This window comes from Enterobacter sp. SORGH_AS_0287, from assembly GCF_031453695.1.
Taxonomy (GTDB): domain Bacteria; phylum Pseudomonadota; class Gammaproteobacteria; order Enterobacterales; family Enterobacteriaceae; genus Enterobacter; species Enterobacter ludwigii.
The window spans coordinates 939575-960791 of the sequence record NZ_JAVIZW010000001.1 but is presented as its reverse complement, the minus strand read 5'-3'; the positions used below and the strand labels follow the sequence as shown (position 1 = coordinate 960791).

Sequence of the window (21217 nt, the reverse complement as noted above, 5' to 3'; positions counted from 1 at the left end):
TATCTTTTGAATAAGGTTAATACAAAATGGCATACTTATTCAGGCGATAAGCGATGGTGTACTTGGATTATTTATTAACATTTATAGAAAGCAATCCGGCTCTGGCCATTGGATTTAATCTTATTCTGTTGGTCATCTCAGGTTTCTTTGCGCACCTGATGTGCAAATTCCTGCTCATAAAAATCGTTCGTAAGGTCTTCTTTGCCAGCCATAAACAGGATGTCCCGCTGGAAAAAGATCGTCGCATAGCCGAAAAGCTGTCGAATTTCATTCCGGTTATTATCGTTTATTACGTCCTGCAGTTTATGCCCAATATGCCTGCATCGCTGGTGACGGCAATAAATACCATTTGTGGGATTCTATTCTTTATTTTTCTGTCGGTTTTCTTCAATGAGATGCTGGATATTGTCAACAGCTCATATTTACGCAAGACGAAGCGCAAAAATCACTCTATCAAAGGCTATATCCAGATAGGGAAAATATTTATTCACGTCATCGCCGCGATCATGATCCTTGCCGTCATGTCGAATAAATCCCCCGCGATTATTATTTCCAGCCTCGGGGCCGTGGCGGCCGTGCTGATGTTAGTCTTTCAGCATACCCTGCTTTCGCTCGTTGCCAATATCCAGCTTTCGTCAAATGACGTCCTGCAGTTGGGGGACTGGATTGAAATGCCCGATAAAAACCTGAGTGGTGAAGTGACCGACATTGCGCTGCACACCATTACTATCCGTAACTGGGATAACACGATCTCGCGTATCCCGACCAAAAACTTTCTGACCGAAACGTATACCAACTGGCAGGCCATGTTTTCGTCAGGCGCACGCCGGATTATGCGCAGTACCACGATCGATCAGCACTCCGTTACATTTCTCACGCAGGAAACGCTGGCCCCGATGCTGGCCCTGCGCGGCACGAATGAACCGCTGGCAAAACTCATCGACGGGCGTGATCCCATGGGCGTACCGGACAGTTGGTTTATGGATAATGGCCTGACAAATTTAACGCTCTTTCGGCACTACCTGATGGCCTGGCTCGCCGATCGGCCTGATATTATCAAAGATATGTATATTGTGGTGAGAACGTTGAAGCCTACGCCGTCGGGTATTCCCCTGGAAATTTATTGCTTTACCTCTTCCGTACTGTGGATGGAGTATGAAAATACTCAGTCAGCGATATTTGAATACATCACGGCTGTCGCCGGTCAATTCTCGCTCCGCTTATATCAGTATCCGGCAGGACATGATTTCTGGCGTTTATCACAGGAACACAGCCTTCGGGACCGCACCCCACCTCCGGGTGAAGGTTAAGCTTTTTTGAAAACAGGCCGGTCAAACGGAATAATAGACAGCCTATCACCATCCTGAAGCCATAAAAAAACCCGCACTCGGCGGGTTTTTTTATTATCGGTGAAGCTTAACTGCTCAGACTCGCGTCTTCATCGCTATCGTAAGGCTTACCGACAATGTGCGCGACTTACAGCGGAGAAACGTTACCCGCTGCTGGGCCTTTAGCGCCATTTTCAATGGTGAAGGACACTTTCTGGCCTTCATCAAGAGATTTGTAGCTGTCGCTCTGAATAGCAGAGAAGTGTACGAATACATCTTTGCTGCCGTCGTCAGGAGTGATAAAGCCAAAACCTTTATCAGAGTTAAACCATTTTACTAAACCAGTCATTTTATTAGACATAGATAATTCCTTATTTTTTGAGCCACTAAGCGCGGCGATGATGGCCTGTATTTAGAGAGTAACTTATTTGGCACTTAGGAGGAGGCTCACGAAGAAGAGTATCTATTGATAACACCTGAACTGAGGACTGCTTTACTAAACTGCTTTAATAAGGTCTGTATTCCAAACCGATGACGCTATTTAGGCACAGAAAATTTTTTTAAGCAAAGTTTTTATTTTTTATTATAACCACTTAAACACCCGGACGGCTGAATGGCTATGAAAATTAAGGCGCTGGAACAGCGTATTCACGCCCTGTTTAGCTAAAGCATACCGCCCCTTTTGAGGGTGGATACCCGTCTGACGATGGGTCATCGTATGCACGTGACTGCTCAACCAGAGGCTGAACTCGTGTGGCATGGGATTACATCGCTCAGGCAACTTTACACCTGGATTTCTGATGCAAGGCTGAAGTCTGAGGTGGAAAGCTAATGCGCCCTCGCTAAGTAGCTCAAAATGCTTAAAATTCATGCCTATAGCGCACAAAGTGAAATAGATTTACGTTCGAAGCCACTTATCATAGGTGTTTTGAATGAAAGTGGTGGTGTTAATGTCTGTGCTCAAAAGCTTTTTCTTCTTTCTCTTCGCGTCAGCAGCCTGCACTGTGCCCGTGCTTTGCCTGTGGGCAGATATCTATTTATTTAATCTGGATATACCGGAGATATCGCTGACCGAAATTGTGCAGGAAACAGTTTTAGGGGGCATCGTATTTATACACTTCCTGCTGGCGAAGAAATGGGCATTCATGCGCTATTGCAACATCCTGATTGGCGGCTTTTTCCTCTCGATGCTGATTCGAGAACTGGATGCATTTTTCGATCTTCTGGCTCACGGAAGTTGGGTATGGTTTGCACTGCTTTCCGCCGTTTGCGCTTTGCTTTATCCCGTTATCCATTATCGTCTTACCCTTACACAACTCGCACACTATACCCGTACCCCGTGGTACGGCGTGATGCTCAGTGGTCTGCTGGCAGTCCTGGTCTTCTCCCGACTGTTTGGAATGCACGGGTTATGGTACGCGATACTTGATCAAAGCTACGTCAGGGTGGTCAAAAATGTCGTGGAGGAAGGCAGCGAGTCATTCGGGTATATGCTCTGCCTTATAGCATCTGTAGGGTACTACTGCTCTTTCCGGTCGCTCCCCCGCCAGAAATGATTCTGGTATTCGGAGGAGAGATAAACACCACTGGTAAACGAAGCACCGGGGTGTAAAACCGGAAACCTCGATGTGGGCTATGCAAGCTTTGCCAGCGCCTCGCTGATGCTTTTTGCTCCGCCGTAAAGATCGTGGCCGCTAATAATGTGCTCAGTGCTGTCAACCGTAACCAACAGCAGTGGAACCCCTCTGAAACCTTTTTGATTCATAAGACGCTTTACGTCAGCGATCCTGTCGTCTGTCAGGCTGCGAAGCCCGTCATCGGCATCAAGCCGCCCGACAAAGTCGTTAGGGTTAAGGTCAAGGTGATTTTCCCGAGCCCAGGCAATGCCGACCTCTTCCACTACGTTACTTTGCGCGGTATCACGCCCCAGTACATAGCGGGCATGTTGCAGTGCACGAAGCAGCCCTGCTTCTGCCGCCGGGCTGATTTCATGGAAAGCCGTGAGTGCCCGGTTCATAAACGTCGAATCAAAGCGCGCACCTGAGTTCAGGAGCTGGTGATAACGCTCACTGAATGGCTGGCCGGTCAGCGAAGCAATCCGCTGATCGTTTGTCCACGCATATTCTGCCCATTGGGCGGTGATGTCCCTGGCTCCCTCATCACAAAATAGACCACTGGGCATTAACGTGAGTTTTTCGCTGTAATGTTGCGCCAGGTAGTTCAGGGCAGGCGAGCTGGCATAGCACCAGCCGCAAAGTGGGTCAAAAAAATACTGTAGATTGTCAATGCGCATGCGGTATCCCCTGGTAAGCATCAGCACTCATCATAATGAGATTCCTCAATGCGAAAAACAGCCCTCCAGTAAATTCAGTGTTTCATGGAGCGGACGAATGGACAGAATGTCCCTGCCCGCCTCTCAATCAGGATAGGTCATCGGCGTCCGGTTTTTGCGCACGGTGGATCTTGTCACGGATCTTATCAACTGATGCTTTGATGTCAGCAATGATGTCGGCGTCCATCCCAAGGGTATCCACAATACAGCGCGTGATAGTGCTGGTCTCGCTTTTCAGCGCCTCACCCTTCTCCGTTAGGTGGATAAGCACTTCGCGCTCATCCTTCGGATTGCGTGTCCGGGTGATCAACCCCGCAGTCTCCAGCCGCTTCAGTAAAGGGGTCAGCGTGCTGGACTCAAGAAAAAGAATTCCACTCAGTTCCTTCACTGTTCGCCCATCCTGATTCCACAAGGTGACCATCACCAGATACTGGGGATAGGTCAGGCCAAGCTTATCGAGCATGGGACGATAGAGCTGGGTAAAAGCATGTCCCGCTGAGTAAAGAGAGAAACAGAGCATACCGTGCACATCGGGCAGGGAATCCTCGAAAGTAGTGTGTTTAGTCATATGTCCTCCAGTCCCCCTAAAATAATTTGCATACGATTTAATTGCAAGCGATTGACAAAGGCAAAAAGGGCTGCCATATTCATTTGCACACAAACAAGTCGCACACAAACTAATAGCACAACACATGACAGGAGAACGAAATGACAACTTTCACCACCACAGACGGAACAGGCATTTTCTACAAAGACTGGGGTTCAGGTCAGCCTATCCTCTTCGCTCATGGATGGCCGTTATCGTCTGATGCCTGGGATCAGCAGATGCTGTTTTTCAGCCAGAAGGGTTTCCGGGTCATCGCACACGACCGTCGCAGCCACGGGCGTTCGGACCAGACTTTCCACGGTAACAATATGGATCAGTATGCGGACGATCTCGCTGAGCTGATTGAGGCGCTGGATCTGAAGGATCTGATTTTAGTGGGTCACTCAACAGGGGGCGGCGAAGTTGCACATTATATCGGTCGTCATGGTACCTCACGTGTGGCTAAAGTCGTTCTGGTCGGCGCTGTCCCTCCTCTGATGCTCCGGACGGATGCCAATCCTGACGGCACCCCGATGGAGGTGTTTGATGCTATCCGCGAAGGCACGGCCAAAAACCGCTCACAGTTTTTCTTCGACCTGACGGTTCCGTTCTATGGCTTCAACCGTGACCATGTCCCCACCAATGACGGGTTGCGGGAAAACTTCCGCAGAATCGGCCTGCAGGGCGGTATTAAGGGGCAATATGACTGCATCCATGAGTTCTCTGAAGTCGATTACACACACGACCTGCAACAAATTGATCGCCCTACCCTGATTATTCATGGCGACGACGACCAGATTGTCCCCATTAAGGCATCTGCACACCGCGCCGCTGAGATCGTCGCGAATGCGACGCTGACGATATATGCCGGCGGTTCACATGGACTGGCGGAGACAGAAGCCGATCGCTTTAACGCTGACGTACTGGCCTTTATTCGCAGCTAACAAGGTGGCCTGTTCCAGACAGGCCGCAACCATCATATGCATAGCCTTTAAACTGAATTGAAAAGAGGAACGATCATGTCCAAATTTGCTGCCTCCCTTGCCGTTGCCACCGTTTTGCTGTCTGCCAGTGCTATCGCAGAAACCGCTAAGCCGACTGTTGTCCTGGTTCATGGTGCCTTTGCCGACTCTTCTAGCTGGAATGGCGTTACCCAAATCCTGCAAAAGGACGGGTATAACGTCGTCGCTGCGGCGAATCCGCTGCGCAGTGTTTCGACTGATGCGGCTTACGTCTCTTCCGTGGTGAACAATATTAAGGGGCCGGTCGTCCTTGTCGGCCATTCCTATGGTGGCCAGGTCATTACGAACGCGGCCCGTGATACAAACAATGTGAAATCGCTGGTGTATGTCGCCGCATTTGCTCCGGATGCCGGTGAAGCGGCGGCCGACCTGGCCGGAAAATTCCCTGGCGGCACGCTTGGCCAGGCGCTCGCCGCACCGGTGAAGCTGGCTGATGGTAGCGTCGTTCTCTCCATCGACCAGGCGAAGTTCCACCAGCAATTCGCACATGACGTTTCAGCTAAAGAGTCGGCGCTGATGGCCGCAGGGCAAAGACCGATTACCGAAGCGGCTTTAACTGAAAAGTCAGGTGCGCCTGCCTGGAAAAAACTGCCCTCTTACTTCATTTACGGTGACGGCGACAAGAATATCCCCGCCCAGGGTTTGCGATTCATGGCTGAACGCGCGGGCTCAAAACACACCGTGGTGATCAAGGGCGCATCCCATGTCGTGATGGTTTCTCATCCGCAGGATGTCGCCACACTTATTGAGGAAGCGGCGAAGTAAACATCGCTCTCCCTCCTGAACGCCATCCCTCGTCTGAGGGATGGCCGTATAAGTAATGCCTCTTATGTTCCTGCCGGTATCCGTGAAAATGACATCAGCGGTATTCTTAATAATCCCAGGGACCCGGGATGCAACGGAACGTATTGCCGTCGACAGCAACATGGCAGACAGACGGGAATGAGAGATGAGTAGCGATCAATGACTCCCTGTTATCTGCCAGTTCCTGCAGCAGACGAATGCGAATCTGTGCCGCTTCTTCGGGATAATGGTCGAAACCATTGAACCAGTCAGGATGTTCAAACCCAACCTGGAAAATAGCATCGCCGGCAAAGGTGAGTCGTTCCCCCTCAGAGGCCATCCTTACCACGCTGTGTCCGGGAGTATGCCCGCCTGTACGAACGACACGCACGCCGGGTGCAACCTCGTATTCCTCTTCGAATGTATGCAGTTGAGTCTGGTACGCTTCCAAAAATTGGGTAGCGGTTTGGCGCAGTGCTTCCGGGAAACCAGGCGGCATGGAAACCTGTGAAAAATCAGGGTCACGCCAAAATTCCACCTCAGCAGCAGCGACATGAATGCGAAGGTCTGACCGCATGCGCGCTTTCACACCCTCAATAAGCAACCCACCAACGTGATCCATATGCAGATGCGTGATAATCACATCCGTGACGCTGGCAAGATCTATCCCCGCTGACGCCAGGCGGTTAACCGTCCGACCGGCGCGGGGTAAATCAGGGAAAGCCTCCCCCATCCCTGCATCAACCAGGATCGTCCGGTCACCGCTACGCACGAGAACCACATTTAATGCCCAGTCGAGAAAATCGGCAGGCAGAAACTTATCTTCAAACCAGTGGGTACGTTCGGAGGCCTCCGCGTTATGACCTAACATGGGTCCAGGTAATGACAACACGCCGTCACTGATCACCAGAACATCAATCTTACCGACCTGTAGTGCATAACGTGATGGCACCTTTTCATAAACGGCTTCCCCATGCGAGGTGCCATTAACAGGAGCTAACGACGCTGCATCATTCTTAGATATCGCCATATTTCCTCCAGACAACATAATTAATCGATTTAAGGGTATACACACCGTAGAAATGACTTTTTCCCCTCTGTTATTTCCCATCATCAAAAATAAACATGCAGACAGAACACAATGAAACAGGGTTAAAACATCGCTATACTCTTATGATGCCCACTGTTATTAACAGGTATACTCATGAAAAATCATGACAATCCTCTTGACGATGCCGTTCATAAAATGGCTCAGGTATTAAAGAACCGACCTGAATTAGGCATAGACAGTGGAGATGCGCTGCAAATTCGCTGTTATCACTGGCCGCATGGGCCATTGCATGAAACTATCCCGCCACTCGATCAACATGTGATTATTGCTCACGTTGGACATATGCAGCGTGTTGAGCGAAAAACAGAAAATAAAATCGTTAAAAACACGATCCGGAAAGGCGCCATCACGACAATTCCTCAGGGAAGTACATCTCGCTGGGATATTGCTGGTCTTGTAGATGTTATGCATTTATATATTCCTGATAATATTTTCGCCGATCTTCTGAATCAAATGGAGATACCCACTGCAGAGTTACTCTTACGCACAGCGCATTTTGATGAGACGGCATCAAAAATTACGCTGGCCGTTGCGGAAATCATTTCGGACAATAACAAAATTAACCAACTGCTCTGCGAGCACTTAACACTGTCATTAATATTACAGTTAATAAAAAACCACTCCAACACGCTGACAGCCGCAGGTCAGTCGCAAGGAGTATTGTCTTCGCGCGCATTAAAAATGGCGCTGGAAAAACTGGATAACAGCCCCATAGGGGATGTCACGATTAAATCGCTGGCTCTTGAGCTGGGAGTTTCCTCAGCTCATTTCTGCCGTGCCTTTAAAAACAGTACCGGCTTAACCCCGTACGGGTGGCTTAAGCAGCGCGTAATGGAACGCGCTTTCCACGAGTTACAACACACCGATAAACTGATTACAGAAATTGCCATTGAAAGCGGCTATGGCTCGCAAAATGCATTTACCCAGGCCTTCAGAAAAATAACAGGCTTGACCCCCGGTCAATGGCGTGAAAAAAAGAACACGCGTTGATGCTGCCTGCCGCCAGGCAGCATCAACAGAGATGGCCTGTTACGGAACAATAATATAATCAGGGTTAGCAACAGAAAACATTTTCTCTCTGTCGGGTTCTGGCGGATAAATCCACTGAGTATTAATTTCCTGCTTTATTTTTTTCGCTTCCATGCCCTGGTACATAACCTGATGATCCCAGCCTTCCGTGTAAACCGCCCCCCATTTGCCCAGATCAAGACAGGTAACATATTTTGGCTGGCTGTAAAGATGCAGCGGTAATCCCAGTATTTCTGCTGCCGCGTTATGACCGGCGACGCGCCCCAGGCTCATCGCATGCTGGCAGGACATGACGTTATAATTACCTTCATCATCCGTAGGGACTTTTACGGTATCGCCGGTAACGAAGATACCCCTGGCGCCAGGTGCCCGCAGATACGCATCCCCTATAACGCGGCCCAGATTATCGTGGTCGCCAGGGATGAGCCCGGCTAACGCGCTGGCCCGCATTCCCGCCGTCCATATCACCGTTTTGCTGGGGATAAATTCATCGTCCGAAAGCATCACCCCCTCAGCGTTGATTGCGCGCACTCTGACGCCCGTTCGTACAGTCACGCCATTACTGGCCAGCGCCTGATTGATGACCTCACAGACATCCTCGCCCATCGCCTGACCAATTTTGTTCGAACTGTCCACAATAATAACCTGCAAATGGTGCTCCGAACCCAAGAGGTCTCTGAGGCGTTCCGGCATTTCAGTGGCGGTCTCAAGCCCGGTCAGGCCCCCACCGGCGACAACAACAGTATTTCGTGCGACAGAATCAGGCTCTGAAGCTAACGACATGAGGTGTTGCTCCAGTTCATGAGCAGCATTCAATGAGTTCACGTCAAAACTGTATTCCGTGATCCCCGGCAGTTCAGGGTGAAATGCCTGGCTTCCGGTGGCCAGCACAAAACTGTCAAAATTAACTGAGGTTTCGCCACTCTCTTTTTTTACCGAGATAGTTTTATTTTCTGCATCAATACCGGTGACATAACCGGCAATATAGTGCACACCCGCAGCCTCAAGAACATGCAGAATAGAGGGTGCCATATTTTCAAGTACGGCTTCATACAATCTTGGGCGAATGGTTAATGCAGGTTCCGGAGAAACCAAAAAAATCTCAATCCGATCATTTGCCTTTTCCATATGTACCAGCCTTGCTGCTGAAATGGCGGCCCACATACCTGCAAAACCCGAACCGGCAATAATAATACGTTTTTTCATAGTGATACCTGTTAACAGCGGATGATGAAAATGTCGTTACCGCACCAAGAGTAGTGAAAGTCAAACCTGCCTGCTCTAGCAAAATTGATGTGCTTTAATCAAATTTGATGTTTTTTATCAGCGCTGCACGCGTCGCTAAATTTGCCCCATCCCGCCATCGACAGACAGGTCGATACCCGAAATAAAACTGCTTTCATCCGATGCAAGAAACAGCGCTGCCGCGGCCACCTCGTCAGGTTTGCCTAAACGACCTAACGGAATACGACTTGCGATGCTGGCGTCAAAAATCTCGCGATCGCTCAGGGAAACGCCCATTTTACTGATAATCGGTGTGGCGACGGGTCCTGGGCTCAGGCAATTCACGCGGATCCCACGGCCTTTAAGGTCGGTCGTCCAGCTGCGGGCAAAAGATCGCAGCGCGGCTTTTGAGGCGGCATAGATATTGTGTCCATCGAACCCTTTATAATGCGCAATGGAGGACGTTAATATTATCGAGCCACCGTCGGACATTAACGGGAGGGCCTGTTGCACGGCGAAAAACGTCCCTTTTACGTTGATATCAAACTGCGTATTAAAATCATCTTCGGAGGAAGCCGGGAAATCGGAAAGCACAATAACACCGGCATTTGCAAACATCACATCCAGCTTGCCGTATTTTTCGTTAATAATGCGAAAGAGGTTTTCATGGCTTCGTATGTCACCGATATCGTGTTGTATTGACAGTGCATTATCGTCACCGAGTTCATTCATCGCCTGCTGCAGGGTTTCTGCATTCCTGCCAGTGATAATCACCTTTGCACCTTCTTCAATAAACCGTTTGGCCGTGGCCAGTCCGATACCGCTACTGCCTCCGGTAATTAACGCGACTTTATTGTCTAACTGTTTCATGATGATATTTCCTGTTATTACTGCTCAGACAGAGCGATCACTCGTAGGCGTGAATACGCGTGGCAAGTGTATTTCTGCGTTCATTAAGTAATTCGATAAGCGTGTCCAGGGCCCGAAGTTTTTCTCTGTGCTGCGCCAGACACTGGATAAAACGCGCATCATCCATGTCGCTTACCTGAGAAAACTTTTCCAGCTCTGCAATCTGTCGGGTACTGAACCCACATTTTAAAAGCGAGGTTATCCATCTCACTTTCTCGACGTCTTTCGCGTCGTAATTCCGATAACCGTTGTCCAACCGCTGAGAAACAATCAGTCCTTTAGCTTCATAATGTCTGAGCACTCGGGTGCTGACGCCAGTGAGCGCCGCCAGTTCAGATGGTCGCATACCTTTCTCCTCGTCATAGATGCACTCTACAACATTGACACTAGTGTCAATGTAAAGAGCATAGCGTTAGCTGGAATGTAAGCAGATATTTCCTGAGACAGGCAAAATTAACTCCGCCAACGAAGATTGCAGCAATCTTGATTTTGCCTTGACCGTTTATTGATTAACGGTCGGGATAATCAGCCTGTTCAGACAGAACTGCCCGGCGCTGACAGCGCCCTCTGATGAGATTGCAAGGAGAAACAATAATGGGCTTCAGACATTCGCTTTTTGGATGGGAACGTTCAAACTTCACGCATTACCAGGCGGCTTATTATAAGTACGGCGGCAGTGTTAATACTCACCCCGACATTATCAATTTCTTTATGCAGAAGAAGGAAAAAGATTTCGCATTCTGGCATTACCGACGCGATGGCGAGGTCACCGCAGCGTACTTTACCAGTGATGAAAATACCTTCGGCCTGAATGTCTGGCGCGATTACCCGGTATCTTATGATGAAATTATTATCCCCATGGCTGCCGATCAAAAAATCGTTCTGCCAGTAAAAACAAACCGGCTGTCTTCTTCGCTGCGTGGGAATATAATAAATGCCACCTATGCTTTTCGTGAAAAACGTAAGGTTTGCCTGATTAAAACGTCTTTCTCAGGTAAAACGGTGAAAAAAAGAAATGGCGAGCTAAAAAAAATGCTGGCTGCGGGCGGAGAATGCATACCGCTCAGAGAGATGTCACCGGCGGATATTGCTGATATTTACGTGCATCTTTTCAGGCTGCGTTTTGCTGACAGCGTCAGATGCTATAACAGGAAAAACATCACTGAACTGTTAACCGCCCTGCCACATATGGTCACCGGCAATGTACTTTTCTTTGAAGGTGCCCCCGTTGCGATAGATCTCGTACTGTGTGCACGTAGTGAAAAAAGCCTGTATTTTGATGTTCCTAACGGAGGGATTGACCCGTCGATCACCGCATTCAGCCCAGGAAGTCTGCTCATGTGGAAAAATATTGTTGATGCACGAGAAGTATGTCGCAATGAAAATAAGGCAATGCAATTTTCAATCGGATTGTATGATAAAAAATGGGACTATAAACTGCTTTGGGCCGAAACCCAGCCCACAGGTAAATCACTGGTTCTTTGAACTGTATTCGCCGCCCTGCCCTCAACAATTATTTATCTCCTTTCGGCGCATCCAATAAAACAATAATGATAATCTGAAATATGACAATCACCGGTGCGATGTACAGTAAAAAACATCCACATCGTACCATTTTACGAAAGGCAGAAAGCAGTGAGAGAAGTAATTCAGGTGACATGGTAAACCCCCGTTTACCATGTATTTAAACTCAATTTTTACAAGATTCAGTTCACCCTTTGTTAAGGAACCGTCAATGCTGTTCCTTTTCGCTTAGCGGTATCGTCATCGTGAACGATAGCCCTCCGCTGGCATTCCGTTCTGCAAAGATAGTACCGCGATGCGCCTCGCATATCGCTCGGGCAATAGAAAGCCCAAGCCCGGACCCACCGGTATGTCGTGAACGGGACTGCTCCTCACGCACAAACGGTGAAAATATGGTTTCAAGCAGTGCGTCCGGGACTGCCGGACCGTTGTCGCGGAAAATAACGGATACCTTTTTATCGCTGACATAATAACGAATATCCAAGATGCCCCCTTCCGCAGCGTAACGCAGCGCATTGTCCATCAGGATCAAAAAGACCTGGCCTATCCGGTACGGATCAACCCGACAGGTCACAGATTCCCCCTCATGGTAGATAATGTTCACGCCCACCCTTTGGGCTGAAGGCATCGTCCATGCCACTTTCTCACGGATTATCTGGTCCAGGCTGGTTGATACCAGGCTCAAATTCAGCTGGTTGGCATCAGCCAGTTTTAACAGATGCAGATCGTCAACCAGTCTGTTTAAATCATTCATCTGCTGCATAATCATGTTCAACTGGGCCTGACTGGGTTCAAATACGCCATCCATAATGCCCTGCAGACGACCGATGGCAGCCGTCAGCGGCGAGCGCAATTCATGTGCCATGATCACATGCGATTTTTTCAAATCTTTCTCGTAGCGTTCCAGCTGCATCGACATCCCGTTAAAGTTCTCGCTGAGGCTACGCAATTCAAGCGGCAGATTGTCCGGGACGGGCACACGGGTCCCAAACCCGCCTTCAGCAACAGACCGTGCCGCACCGGCAAGCCGGCTAATATGATGGGAAATGGGTCGCGCTGTTTTCAGCGTAAGCATAAAAATAATCGGTATGAATATCAGAACCAGGATGCCAAGAATCACCCAGTCCTTAATCCCCATCGTCGGATCTGAGTAGGACAGCCCATACCAGGTGTCGATAATTTCATGATAGCGGTTGATGTTCTGTTCAGGGTGCTTGCTCAGAACGGAGAGTTCAGCACTGACGGCCTCTGGCATCCGGTAGGCGTGCCATTTGTTTTCAACAAAAAATCGCACCCACATAAAAAAGGCGATAAGAATAATACTTCCGACTGCCAGAGATATCAGCCGCTTGCATATCCAGTTCCACAGCGTACTCGGTTCGCCTCGTGGAGATAACGTAAACTTTTTCATGCATTTGCAAATCGGTAACCGATCCCTCGTACGTTTATCAGCAAATCAGTCTGCCCCGCTGACTCGAGTTTTTTTCGCAAGTTATAGATATGCGTGTCCACAACGCGCTCCAGGGCTTCACTTTCTGGGAGACACGCTTCAAGAAGCGCCTGACGGGTGAAAGCCTTATTCGGTGACTTAAGAAATGTCATCAGCAGCAACAGTTCCGTCGGCGTTAAATCCAGCGCTGTCCGTTGCCCGTTCTCGCTCTCAACGCTTACCGTCATGGACTCTGTATCTGCCTGCAGTCCCCGGTACTCAATAAGCGTGCTGCTGCGCTCGCCGGAATAACGACGGAGTACAGCATGGACTCTGGCGACCACCTCACCCGGGTTATAGGGCTTCACCACATAGTCATCCGCGCCAAATCGCAGGGCACTGATTTTGTCGCTGCCGTCGCGGATGGCGGTGATCATAATCACGGGAATATCACTGCGCCGGCGCAGGGCCAGCAGAACATCGTTCCCGCTCATGCCGGGCAACATCACATCCAGTAAAATAATGTCGGGCTTCCAGCTGAATGCCAGTTCGAGCCCCCGGTTACCGCTGCTGGCCGAAGAGGTCTGAAACTGATCGCGCTTAAGGTAAGCCTCAAGCACATTCGCGGCATCCAAATCGTCTTCAATAATTAAAACACGTTTCACATTCGCACCTTGATGGAATCTTGATTAAATCTTGCAGGAATATTGATTGACCGCCCGCATACTCCGCAATTCATAGATATAAGCATAATTCATTCAGGAAGTTTTATGAAGGAAATAAAAATCGCCTTAGTAACACTCATCGCAGCATCGTTCGCTTCACAGGCATCATCAGATAAAAAAGCATCTTATGTCACGATTGGCGTGGGTTCACAATATGCGCCTGAATATACCGGCTCGAATAAATATGATGTCAATACGCTGCCGTATTTCGGATGGACTTACGATGACTGGTCCGTCAATACCGACAAAGGCATTGTCTATTCCCATCAGTTCAGTAATGGCGTTTACCTGGGGCAAGCTCTGGGGTATTCCCTTGGCCGCACGGATAGCGGAAACGCCTGGCTTCAGGAAGGCTCTGATAAACTTAAAGGTATGGGTAAGATTAATACCGTAATGAATACCACCACCACGGCAGGATGGTGGATGGCACCCTGGATAGGCTTTGAGGGAAATATTACGGCACCGCTGACTGAAAGCCAGGGAATGCAATATAAAATTAAACTTAATGTCGTTCTTTTTGCTAACGACACAGATACCCTGCTAATCAGTACCGAAAGAAAATACGGCGACGCACGGTATAATAATACCTGGTTTGGGGTGAATGAAAATCAGAGTACCCATTCCGGATATAGGTCTTTCAACGCGGGTAGCGGATTAAACAGTGTGAATTACGATATTAACTGGCAACACACATTTAATGATAACTGGTCCGGCTATGCGGATTTAGGGTATATCACGCTTGCAGACCGTGTAAGCAGCAGCCCCATTGTGCAAAAGGATGAATATCTTCTCTTTACCGTCGGGGCATTTTATACATTCTGATGCAGGATATCGGTTATCTGGTGCTCTGACTGCCAGATAACCTGGTTTAGTGCGTTTTAAGCTTATTAATAAACCAGCGTCCGGCTGGCCCTGGAGGATATTGCGTCATATGTACCGCATGCATGGAAAAACCAGGGCCAACATCGGGCTGCATCTCCAGGTTCAGGATAACCAGTCTGCCATTAGCAAGATCGTCCTCAACCATAGGCAAAGGCATATAACCCCAACCGAGGCCCGCACGCAAGAATGCATGTTTTGCCCCCATGTCACCCAAACGCCACGTCTTAGCCGACATCACGCCAAAGTTGCGACCCGCCGTGAGTGATGAGCGGTCAGCCAATACAAGCTGCACAGCGTTCTCCATAACCGGTCGAAGAATTGGGCCAGCCATTTTAGCCAAAGGATGATCGGGTGAGACCACAGCCACGGCAGGAACACTGAGCAGGAACTCAGAGGCACACCCGGTCGGAACATCCGGTAGCGAGCCGATAATCGCGACCCGACAGTTGCCGGCCAGCAACGGCTGAAGTACCGCCCCCAGCGCCTCAGCATAAAGACGCAACGGTGTGCCGGGAAAGGCCAGATGAAATTCCTTCACGACTGCGGTCAGGATCTCTATCGGAAACATCACATCCACAGACACGGCGAGTTCGGGTTCCAGGCCTTCTGCCAGGATACGCGCCTTAGCCTTAAACGCGTCCATTCCGGCAAGCGTATGGCGTGCGGCCTCCAGTAAGGCTGCCCCCGCCTCCGTCAGTTTCGGGTAACGTCCCGTTCGCTCAAATAAAGGAAAGCCTACCTGAGATTCCAGATTTGCCAGCGTAGCGCTAACGACGGACTGCGCCCGGCGAAGTTTGCGACCTGCGGCCGAGAAACTGCCTTCATCAACCGCAGCAATGAAAGTACGCAGTTGATCAATCGACATACCATCCAGCATGTATCGCCCCTTTAGATGTATACCATCTAATTATATAGGCTACACAGATAGATCGGTGAGCACTATTCTCCTTTCATGTTCTCAAGCAACGTAGCCAAACACATCAACGCATCTGTTCATTTAAGGAAACAAATTATGAAAACAAATACTGTCGGCATTATTGGTGCAGGCGCCATCGGACAAGCTTTTGCCCACTAGCTGGTCAACGCAGGCATGAATGTCATCCTCAGTAACAGTCGTGGCCCGGACAGCCTGGCTGAAGTGATTGAGGCATTGGGCGACAAAGCTCGCGCCGGAACGGTACATCAGGCTGCCGAAGCCGAAATCGTTTTTATAAGTACCAACTGGAACAGAACCGAGGCCGCATTAAGTGGGTTGAACTGGGAGGGGCGTATTCTGATTGACGCGACTAACCCGGTACTTTTGCCGGGCTACACCCTTGCAGATCTGGGGGGTAAAAATTCATCCCAGCGCGTTTCAGAATGGGCAGCGGGAGCCCGAGTCGTCAAAGCCTTCAACACGCTTCTGGCAAACGTTCTTGCGCAAGACCCGTCCCAATCTGGCGGACGCCGCGTGGTCTTTATGTCCGGCGACCACGCTGATGCAAAAGCGGACGTCGAGGAATTAGCCACCCGAATGGGCTTCGCCAGTATAGACTTAGGGAGTCTTGAGATGGGGGGATATCTGCAACAATTCCCAGGTGGTCCCCTTCCCGCGCTAAACCTTGTGAAACTGGCTTAAGAGACGTTATTGACGAATATGGCTCAACGTACTTCCGCTGAATCATTCGAAGCGTACATTCCGGGCGAATTGCTCAAGGAACATCGGGCACAATCTTCCCGGGATGTCTTCATTCAAATTCTGGCGCGCCGGCAGAGGCAGGACAACGTTATTATCCCGGCCGTGCCAGAGCCTTTTATTGTCTGGATACTCTCTGGACGGGCCGTCGTTGAAGAACGGCCTCTGGGCGGAGAGTGGTCAGAAAACCACGTTACCGCAGGTGATTTTTTTCTCACGACCGACACCTCTCCGACAGAGATGAGATGGCAAGCCGAGCCAGACTGCCCTTTCATCGTTATGCACGTCTATATTGGTGTGTCCATGATGCAGGACATTGAGCTGCGGGAAGTGTCGGGCGAACGCGATGAAACACTGTCAGCCCTGCTGGAACTTATGCGCGCAGAGCTTTATTTTCAGCACCCACCCAGTGGACCTTACATCCAGGGTATCGCTCAAGCCCTTGCCGTACATCTCTCCCGTGCTTACCGGACATCGGCAAAGCGACACCACGGCGGGTTGCAGGCATATAAATTACACCGGGTATTTAAGGCGATGCATGAAGAGCTGGCTCACCCCTTTGACTTAGCACGTCTGGCTGGCCTTGCCGAGCTTAGCGAATTCCATTTCAGCCGGGTCTTTAAACAGTCTACCGGGCTTTCGCCTTCCCATTATTTTATCCGCTTGCGAATGGAAGAGGCGCGCCGCCTGTTGTCCGAGACAGAGGATTCGATGATCAGCATCGCCCTGACCGTGGGCTACAACAGCCCCAGCCATTTTGCTGCCATATTCCGCAAGCACACCGGTATTTCGCCCTCTCAGTATCGCCACGAAAATATGCGTAGCAAAACACCGACAGTGTGAGCAAACCACCGCGCGAAGAGAGTGCCATTTGCAGACATGATTGACCCGAACTTCAGATGTTCTTTGCTGAAGCGCTGAAACAAACGCATAAGAGGATTAATCATGGAACTCAACGGTAAATCAGCCATCGTGACCGGTGCATCAAGCGGTATCGGCGCAGCCACCGCCATTAAATTGGCCAGAGAGGGGGTCAAAGTGGGACTCGCGGCCCGCCGCCGGGATCGTCTCCAGGCGCTGGTGTCAGAAATCAAGGCCTTCGGCGGAGAAGCCATTGCGCTGGAAATGGATGTGACTGACCAGGCGTCAGTCTTCGACGGCGTGAAGAAACTGCACGACGCCTATGGCCATATTGATATCGCCTTTAACAATGCCGGACTCATGCCCATTTCAGACATCGCCAGTCTCAAACTGGAGGAGTGGCATCGTATGGTTGATGTCAATATTAAGGGCTTAATGAACACGGTTGCCGCGGTACTCCCTGTGATGCAAGCGCAAAAGTCAGGGCATATCATCAATACGTCCTCGATTGCGGGCAGAAAAACGTTCGCTGGACTCGGGGTATATTGCGCGACGAAACATGCGGTAGCCGCATTTTCAGATGTATTACGCATGGAGCTTTCGTCTCAATACAATATTCGCGTAACCTCACTTCAGCCAGGCGCGGTTGAAAGTGAATTATTCGAGCACATTACTGACGAAAACTACCGTGCACAGATGGAAAACCTGAAGGAACACATGACGTTCCTGAAGTCAGAGGATATTGCTGATTCCATCCTTTATGTGCTGCGCGCGCCGGACCATGTCAACGTGGCAGAATTGTTCATCATGCCCACAGAGCAGCAGTGGTAAGTTTGTCATGCGGGCCAAACCGGTTGTCTGGCCCGCGTTATGACCTTTTCAATACACATACAATTTTCACCCTGCACCCTGTGACGCGACAAAAAAAGCTGCCTTACAGGCAGCTTTCGTGGTGCATATGTGTTAGCCAGTTCAGTTCGCAGACGCGGTAGGTCGAATCGTGATTTCTGTTGTATCAACATTTTCAGGCGCTTCAATCACTTGCCGAACAGCGCGGGCAATATCAGCCGGCTGGAGTGCAATGGAACGGTATACCTCCATTGCCGCCTGCGTTTCCGGATGAGTAATGGTCGAGGCAAGTTCGCTTTCCACCACACCGGGGTTGACGCAGGTGACACGGATGCTGGCGCTTTCCTGTCGCAAGCCATCTGAAATCGCCCGAACGGCGAACTTTGTGGCGCAATAGACGGCAGCTGTCGGCACCACAGAGAGCGCGCCGATAGAGCCAATATTGATTATCTGACCGGAGCCCTGCGCTTCCATGGTGGGAAGCACGGCGCCAATCCCCCATAGCACGCCCTTGATATTCACATCAATGGTACGTTCCCATTCATCATATTTACCCGCTGCCAGCGGAGAAAGGGGCATTATTCCCGCGTTGTTGATCAGAACGTCAATACGCCCCCACGTAGTCAGTGCCGCCTGCACGAAATCAGACATCGACTGGCGATTTGTGACATCCAGCTCGCAGGCTTCCGCTTGCCCGCCTGTACTGCGGATTTCTGCAGCGATAGCTTCAATACGATCTTTCCTGCGTGCCCCAAGTAACAACTTCGCGCCTGCATTGCCAAGCTCTCGTGCAATACCCTCTCCGATACCGCTGGATGCACCGGTGATCAAGATGACTTTATCCATGACTTACTCCTTCAGTTGAGTTCAGAGGGATAATAGAACGCGGTTATTGTTTCGTGTATCCTGCCTCTGGTGTACACACTGGTTAGCAATCCTAAACAATGAAAATTGACCTTAATCTTTTACCTCTGTTTCTGGCTGTCGCGGAGGAACGTAGCTTCAGCGCTGCCGCCGAACGTCTTGGCGTGACGCGATCGGCGGTCAGCCAGGGGATCAGACGCCTGGAGGATACGTTCGGGACCCTGCTTGTCATGCGCACCACACGTTCGGTAAACCTGACTGAAGCGGGAGAACGGCTGCGAAAATCGTTGTCCGTACCGCTATCAACGATTGACGCGGCGTGCGAAGACGTTCTCTCTGACAACGGGCCGCGAGGGCATCTGAAAATTGCTGTCACCTCAATTGCAGAAGAATTTCTTTCAGGCCCTCTGCTCGCGTCCTTTGCAGCCGCTAACCCTGCCGTCACCATCGATATCGTCGTGTTGGATGACGAATTTGATATTGTGGCAGCGGGCTATGATGCCGGCGTAAGGCTCGGTGACGTGATCGAAAAAGACATGATTGCTGTCCCTCTGACGGGACAGCAACGGGAAGTGGTGGTGGCATCACCAACGTATCTGGCGGCCCACAGCGCACCTCGCCATCCGCGAGAGCTTATCCGCCATCGCTGTATCGGCTGGCGCCCATCGCCAGACGTCGCGCCCTATCGCTGGGAATTTGAGGAAGCGGGAATACCTTTCGACGTGGCGGTTGAACCGCATATCACCACCAACGATCTCCGTCTCATGCTCAGGCTCGCGCTTGCGGGGGGAGGAATTACCTTTGCAACCTATGAAACATTCAGGCCATTTATTGAAAAAGGACAGCTTGTTTCATTACTGGATGATTTTCTTCCGCCTTTTCCTGGGTTTTATCTGTACTTCCCGCAACGTCGAAATATGGCCCCCAAGCTGCGGGCTCTGATTGAACACGTCAGGCAGTGGGGGAAGACGTCACTGCAGTAGTTTCAAACCCGCGCAGAATATTTAGCTTCCGGAGAGTTGCCGCACCGTAGCAGCGAATGACGCATGCTCGACTGGGCAAGCCATTAACCGGGGTGTACCTCAGGCGGGCAAGAAATTTTGTTCAACCGTTTATTTAACAGCCTCATATTCGAGTTTGAGAACTATGGCTGCCCTTTTGTTACCGAGCGCGTAAGGCTTGTGCGAAGTTCGTTTTCAAGGAAAGCGACACATGCTCGTGTTTCAGCGGAGATGATATTAGCCGGGGGATAAAGTAGATATGCAGGGAATGAAGGAACAAGGTAGTCGGGTAACACAGGTACGAGATGCCCGTCGGCAATCTCCTGTCGGCAAACCGGAGACTGCAATACCCCGATTGCCCTTCCTGCCAGAAGCACAGTACGTAACGGCCGCCAGTGGCTGGAAGTGAATGTTATTCTCACAGGGACGGTGAGTAACGCGTTGTCAGGCGCGATCAGCGTCACATGGTTATTCATAAACAGGCCCGAAACACGAGCAAACGCATGTCGGGCGAGTTCACCCGGTGTACGGGGCATATCATAACGCTGCAAATATTCGGGAGAGGCCACCAGCAACCGCTCAATTTTCCCCAACGGGCGGACAACATAATATCCTTCCCCCGCCTCACCAAGACGTAGCGAGATATCCACACCTTCGGTGACCGGGTCCGTCACTCTGTCACTGAGCACCAGATCTATGTTTATGCCCGGATAGGCCAATTGCAGTTTAAGCAGGGCGGGCATAAGTAACTCTTCCCCGGCACCATAGGGTGCGGCAATGCGCAGGGTTCCACTAATTGCCTCACCATTATCCGCGATTGCCAGCGCATGGTCAGCCGCTGCAACGGCGCTTTTGCTCCGTTCATAGAACAGCGTCCCGCTATTGGTGAGAGACATTCGGCGCGTGTGACGTCGCAGCAGGCGGGTATTAAGATGAGCTTCCAGACGCTCTATCCTTTCACTGACCGCCGGCTGTCCGATGCCGAGATCGCGCGCAGCGGCAGACATGCTTCCGCGCTCAACCACCCGAATGAAAATACGCATTGCCGTAAGTAAATCCATTCACCGATTATATTGGTAAAAC

At 50.3% G+C, this 21217-nt stretch carries 23 protein-coding genes and 1 pseudogene; 12 read left to right on the top strand and 12 right to left on the bottom strand.

Annotation, left to right across the window (positions count from 1 at the left end; genetic code table 11):
• The first annotated feature begins 53 nt into the window (after nucleotides 1–53).
• Nucleotides 54–474 (top strand): annotated as a pseudogene (locus tag QE396_RS04565) (hypothetical protein).
• Entirely contained in the window at nucleotides 396–1310 is a 915-nt protein-coding gene (locus QE396_RS04560; protein ID WP_226778040.1) for a mechanosensitive ion channel family protein, read from the top strand. The pseudogene QE396_RS04565 and the gene QE396_RS04560 overlap by 79 nt, the downstream one beginning before the upstream one ends.
• Nucleotides 1311–1476: 166 nt before the next feature.
• Here the strand turns inward: QE396_RS04560 and cspA are convergent, their stop codons facing one another.
• Nucleotides 1477–1689, bottom strand: coding sequence for an RNA chaperone/antiterminator CspA (cspA, locus tag QE396_RS04555; protein WP_014170400.1), 213 nt, complete (start codon nucleotides 1687–1689; stop codon nucleotides 1477–1479).
• A gap of 589 nt (nucleotides 1690–2278) precedes the next feature.
• Between cspA and QE396_RS04550 the strand changes: the two genes are divergently transcribed.
• Nucleotides 2279–2884: a hypothetical protein gene (locus QE396_RS04550; RefSeq protein ID WP_032669825.1), complete on the top strand. Its 606-nt coding sequence runs from the start codon at nucleotides 2279–2281 to the stop codon at nucleotides 2882–2884.
• A gap of 77 nt (nucleotides 2885–2961) precedes the next feature.
• Here QE396_RS04550 and QE396_RS04545 read toward each other — a convergent pair whose 3' ends face one another.
• Nucleotides 2962–3621 (bottom strand): DsbA family protein, encoded by a 660-nt coding sequence (locus QE396_RS04545; protein ID WP_032680874.1) that lies wholly within the window; start codon nucleotides 3619–3621, stop codon nucleotides 2962–2964.
• 127 nt (nucleotides 3622–3748) lie between these two features.
• On the bottom strand, nucleotides 3749–4228 hold the full coding sequence (locus QE396_RS04540) for a MarR family transcriptional regulator (RefSeq protein WP_309950125.1): 480 nt from the start codon (nucleotides 4226–4228) through the stop codon (nucleotides 3749–3751).
• A gap of 140 nt (nucleotides 4229–4368) precedes the next feature.
• On the opposite strand from QE396_RS04540, the gene QE396_RS04535 reads away from it, so the two are divergent.
• Together QE396_RS04535 and QE396_RS04530 are read left to right on the top strand one after the other, a co-directional pair.
• Nucleotides 4369–5190 (top strand): alpha/beta fold hydrolase, encoded by an 822-nt coding sequence (locus QE396_RS04535; protein ID WP_047356786.1) that lies wholly within the window; start codon nucleotides 4369–4371, stop codon nucleotides 5188–5190.
• A gap of 75 nt (nucleotides 5191–5265) precedes the next feature.
• Nucleotides 5266–6033, top strand: coding sequence for an alpha/beta hydrolase (locus tag QE396_RS04530; protein ID WP_309950120.1), 768 nt, complete (start codon nucleotides 5266–5268; stop codon nucleotides 6031–6033).
• Between the two features lie 106 nt (nucleotides 6034–6139).
• On the opposite strand, the gene QE396_RS04525 is transcribed toward QE396_RS04530, so the two are convergent.
• Nucleotides 6140–7081, bottom strand: a complete 942-nt coding sequence (locus tag QE396_RS04525) for an MBL fold metallo-hydrolase (RefSeq protein WP_309950117.1) — start codon at nucleotides 7079–7081, stop codon at nucleotides 6140–6142.
• A gap of 174 nt (nucleotides 7082–7255) precedes the next feature.
• Here QE396_RS04525 and QE396_RS04520 point away from each other — a divergent pair, with 174 nt between their 5' ends.
• Nucleotides 7256–8152, top strand: coding sequence for an AraC family transcriptional regulator (locus tag QE396_RS04520; RefSeq protein ID WP_086532429.1), 897 nt, complete (start codon nucleotides 7256–7258; stop codon nucleotides 8150–8152).
• 39 nt (nucleotides 8153–8191) lie between these two features.
• On the opposite strand, the gene QE396_RS04515 is transcribed toward QE396_RS04520, so the two are convergent.
• The 3 genes from QE396_RS04515 to QE396_RS04505 all read right to left on the bottom strand — a co-directional run bounded on the left by QE396_RS04515 (nucleotide 8192) and on the right by QE396_RS04505 (nucleotide 10670).
• Complete coding sequence (locus tag QE396_RS04515; RefSeq protein ID WP_309950113.1) at nucleotides 8192–9397, bottom strand: FAD-dependent oxidoreductase; 1206 nt, start codon at nucleotides 9395–9397, stop codon at nucleotides 8192–8194.
• A 135-nt stretch (nucleotides 9398–9532) separates the two neighbouring features.
• Nucleotides 9533–10285, bottom strand: coding sequence for a glucose 1-dehydrogenase (locus QE396_RS04510; protein ID WP_113656299.1), 753 nt, complete (start codon nucleotides 10283–10285; stop codon nucleotides 9533–9535).
• Nucleotides 10286–10322: 37 nt separating this feature from the next.
• Entirely contained in the window at nucleotides 10323–10670 is a 348-nt protein-coding gene (locus tag QE396_RS04505; protein ID WP_025203954.1) for a MerR family transcriptional regulator, read from the bottom strand.
• Between the two features lie 248 nt (nucleotides 10671–10918).
• Here QE396_RS04505 and QE396_RS04500 point away from each other — a divergent pair, with 248 nt between their 5' ends.
• Nucleotides 10919–11809, top strand: a complete 891-nt coding sequence (locus QE396_RS04500; RefSeq protein ID WP_041162683.1) for a GNAT family N-acetyltransferase — start codon at nucleotides 10919–10921, stop codon at nucleotides 11807–11809.
• Nucleotides 11810–12056: 247 nt separating this feature from the next.
• Here the strand turns inward: QE396_RS04500 and QE396_RS04495 are convergent, their stop codons facing one another.
• Both QE396_RS04495 and QE396_RS04490 read right to left on the bottom strand, forming a co-directional pair.
• Nucleotides 12057–13259: an ATP-binding protein gene (locus QE396_RS04495; RefSeq protein WP_309950107.1), complete on the bottom strand. Its 1203-nt coding sequence runs from the start codon at nucleotides 13257–13259 to the stop codon at nucleotides 12057–12059.
• Entirely contained in the window at nucleotides 13256–13942 is a 687-nt protein-coding gene (locus tag QE396_RS04490; protein WP_020882404.1) for a response regulator, read from the bottom strand. The genes QE396_RS04495 and QE396_RS04490 overlap by 4 nt, the downstream gene beginning before the upstream one ends.
• 105 nt (nucleotides 13943–14047) lie before the next feature.
• On the opposite strand from QE396_RS04490, the gene QE396_RS04485 reads away from it, so the two are divergent.
• A complete protein-coding gene (locus QE396_RS04485) occupies nucleotides 14048–14824 on the top strand; it encodes a MipA/OmpV family protein (protein ID WP_126488221.1) in 777 nt (258 codons plus the stop codon).
• Between the two features lie 46 nt (nucleotides 14825–14870).
• Here the strand turns inward: QE396_RS04485 and QE396_RS04480 are convergent, their stop codons facing one another.
• Nucleotides 14871–15761 (bottom strand): LysR family transcriptional regulator, encoded by an 891-nt coding sequence (locus QE396_RS04480; RefSeq protein ID WP_232946894.1) that lies wholly within the window; start codon nucleotides 15759–15761, stop codon nucleotides 14871–14873.
• Nucleotides 15762–15959: 198 nt separating this feature from the next.
• Here QE396_RS04480 and QE396_RS04475 point away from each other — a divergent pair, with 198 nt between their 5' ends.
• The 3 genes from QE396_RS04475 to QE396_RS04465 all read left to right on the top strand — a co-directional run bounded on the left by QE396_RS04475 (nucleotide 15960) and on the right by QE396_RS04465 (nucleotide 18251).
• Nucleotides 15960–16502 (top strand): NAD(P)-binding domain-containing protein, encoded by a 543-nt coding sequence (locus QE396_RS04475; protein WP_309952583.1) that lies wholly within the window; start codon nucleotides 15960–15962, stop codon nucleotides 16500–16502.
• Between the two features lie 18 nt (nucleotides 16503–16520).
• Nucleotides 16521–17402 carry a helix-turn-helix domain-containing protein gene (locus QE396_RS04470; RefSeq protein WP_020882400.1) on the top strand — a complete coding sequence of 294 codons (882 nt, stop codon included), beginning with the start codon at nucleotides 16521–16523 and terminating at the stop codon, nucleotides 17400–17402.
• Between the two features lie 102 nt (nucleotides 17403–17504).
• Entirely contained in the window at nucleotides 17505–18251 is a 747-nt protein-coding gene (locus QE396_RS04465; protein ID WP_014170417.1) for an SDR family oxidoreductase, read from the top strand.
• 141 nt (nucleotides 18252–18392) lie between these two features.
• Here QE396_RS04465 and QE396_RS04460 read toward each other — a convergent pair whose 3' ends face one another.
• A complete protein-coding gene (locus tag QE396_RS04460) occupies nucleotides 18393–19115 on the bottom strand; it encodes an SDR family oxidoreductase (protein WP_047366395.1) in 723 nt (240 codons plus the stop codon).
• Nucleotides 19116–19213: 98 nt separating this feature from the next.
• Here QE396_RS04460 and QE396_RS04455 point away from each other — a divergent pair, with 98 nt between their 5' ends.
• Nucleotides 19214–20116, top strand: a complete 903-nt coding sequence (locus QE396_RS04455) for a LysR family transcriptional regulator (protein WP_309950101.1) — start codon at nucleotides 19214–19216, stop codon at nucleotides 20114–20116.
• Nucleotides 20117–20277: 161 nt separating this feature from the next.
• Here the strand turns inward: QE396_RS04455 and QE396_RS04450 are convergent, their stop codons facing one another.
• Nucleotides 20278–21177: a LysR family transcriptional regulator gene (locus QE396_RS04450; RefSeq protein ID WP_309950096.1), complete on the bottom strand. Its 900-nt coding sequence runs from the start codon at nucleotides 21175–21177 to the stop codon at nucleotides 20278–20280.
• Nucleotides 21178–21217: the final 40 nt, after the last annotated feature.